Raw genomic sequence first — 2,242 nt, forward strand, 5'->3', positions numbered from 1 at the left:
GTATCGTTCCGAGCAAGTACATCTTTCCTAGCTTTATAAGGAGAGCTACCTTTGCTTCAAACAATTATTAGGTTTATGACAAACACTGATACTGCATCCCAGATGCGTAAGTTAGTAAAGCAGTTTAAGGATTCTGGTCAGAGTCAGAAGGAATTTGCAGCCGCACATGGTTTGAAAAAGGGGAAATTATATTATTGGATTTGTAAATTATCAAAGCCACAACAATTGGTAACTCCTTTGGTTACTCCCCAAAAAGATTTTGTTGCTATAGAAGTTACCCCAGAGCAAGAAGGTCGCAATATTATTATCCGCTTAAAAAATGGAGTTGAGATTGAAATTCCACTATAGATGTTTGCACTAGGAACTTCCCACCGTTTTGAGTTATACAATCATCCCACTGATATGCGCAAAAGCTTTGACAGTTTGCGAGGTCTTGTGATCAATGATCTGGATCAGAATCCTGACAATGGCACTGTGTATATCTTTATCAACAAGGTCAGAAACAAGGTAAAATTATTACACTGGCAGTCAGGTGGATCTATATTGTATTATAAAAGACTAGAATCTGGCACTTTCGAGTTGCCAGAGTATGATGATCAAGTAGGAAGTCTGCGTTTGAGTTACACACAACTAATCTTACTGATTGATGGTATTACTATTACCAATCTCACCAGAAGAAAGCGATACGAGAAAGTATGATTTTCAGTTGTTTTTTTACCAGACGATTAGTATTTTGGTACCACAATGACTTACCAAGAGCTACTTGTTCAAAATGTGGATCAAAAGAACAAAATAGCTTCTTTAGAAAATCAGCTCCAGCAATTATATAAACTCATTGGCGGTTTTAAATCCGAGAGTTTTATTACCCAAGCTGTAGTGGATCAATTATCTCTTTTTGCAGAAGAAACCTCTGAAACTGCAGAAGAAACTCCACAACAAACCATTACCTATACCAGAGATAAGAAAAAACATCAGGGGCGTAATGCGTTACCTGAACATTTACCCGTTAGGGAAGTTATCATCGAACCCGAAGAAGATACTACTGGTCTGAAGAAAATTGGAGAAGAGATAAGCGAAACTCTAGAATACACTCCAGCAAGTCTTGTTAAAAGAAGAACGATCCGTCCTAAATATGCTAAGCCACAAGGTGATGGTGTACTAATAGCAGCATTACCGACACGACCGATTGACAAAGCTATTGTCGAGGCCTGTCTATTAGCACACATTCTGGTCAGTAAATACGTAGATCACTTGCCATTCTATCGTCAAATTCAGATGTTCAAAAGAGATTTTGGATGGGAACCCGCACAAAGCACTGTGAGTGATTGGATGGCAAGTTGTTGTCAATTACTAGAACCGCTATACAATACCTTAAAGCAAAAAATACTTGCATCACATTACATCCAAGCAGATGAATCACCAATCAAAGTACTCGATTCTGACAAGACTTGTGCTGAGCCAAGCCGAAGTAAAGGAAAGGCACATCAAGGATATCAATGGGTTTATCACGATCCCGTTCAAAAACTGGTACTCTTTAATTATCGTAAAGGACGCGGACAAAATGGACCTAGAGAATTGCTTGCACACTACAATGGTTATCTGCAATGCGATGGCTATACCGTGTATGATAAAATAGGAACTGATCCTGATATTACCCTTGCAGGGTGTTTAGTACATGCTAGACGTAAGTTCCATGATGCCCTAGATAGTGATAAAAAAAGAGCACAAACAGCTTTGGAGATTTTTAGAAAAATGTATCTAGAAGAAAGAGCAATCAAAGAAGAGGAGGCACCAAACGATTTTACGCAAAGAAAGTTACTAAGAGACCAGAAAATCAAACCACTACTGGTACAAATCAAAACGTGGATCGAACAGGAACAGTTTAATGTATTACCCAAAAGTCCTATTGGTAAGGCAATGACATATTTTGTCAATCAATATCCGAAATTGGAAGCAATCTTTGAAGATGGACGTATAGAACTCGACAACAATCTAATTGAAAACGCTATCCGTCCAATGGCAATTGGTAGAAAAAACTATCTGTTCTGTGGATCACACGATGCAGCCCAAAATGCTGCTATGTTATATTCCTTTTTTGGAAGTTGTAAGATGCAGAATATCAATCCAAGAGAATGGCTACAAGATACCTTACAGAAAATACCAGATCATAGCATACAAAAACTAGAAGAACTATTGCCTGGATATCAAGAAAACACTAACCTGTAGTTGCTCGGACGTTTAC

Annotated in this window: 3 protein-coding genes; all 3 read left to right on the forward strand. The window is 38.2% G+C overall.

Features of this window, described 5'->3' with window-relative positions; all coding sequences use genetic code 11:
- Positions 1-75: 75 nt before the first annotated feature.
- Genes CVD18_RS22050 through CVD18_RS22060 form a run of 3 tightly spaced genes read left to right on the forward strand, consistent with a single transcriptional unit; the run spans position 76 to position 2,226 of the window.
- Positions 76-348: a hypothetical protein gene (locus CVD18_RS22050; protein ID WP_103867608.1), complete on the forward strand. Its 273-nt coding sequence runs from the start codon at positions 76-78 to the stop codon at positions 346-348.
- The gene (tnpB, locus tag CVD18_RS22055) at positions 349-699 is read left to right on the forward strand and encodes an IS66 family insertion sequence element accessory protein TnpB (RefSeq protein ID WP_103867609.1); all 351 of its coding nucleotides are present in this window, start codon (positions 349-351) and stop codon (positions 697-699) included.
- A gap of 45 nt (positions 700-744) precedes the next feature.
- The gene (locus CVD18_RS22060; RefSeq protein WP_103867610.1) at positions 745-2,226 is read left to right on the forward strand and encodes an IS66 family transposase; all 1,482 of its coding nucleotides are present in this window, start codon (positions 745-747) and stop codon (positions 2,224-2,226) included.
- Positions 2,227-2,242: the final 16 nt, after the last annotated feature.

Origin of the sequence: Aquimarina sp. I32.4, assembly GCF_002924285.1 — a bacterium.
GTDB lineage: Bacteria > Bacteroidota > Bacteroidia > Flavobacteriales > Flavobacteriaceae > Aquimarina.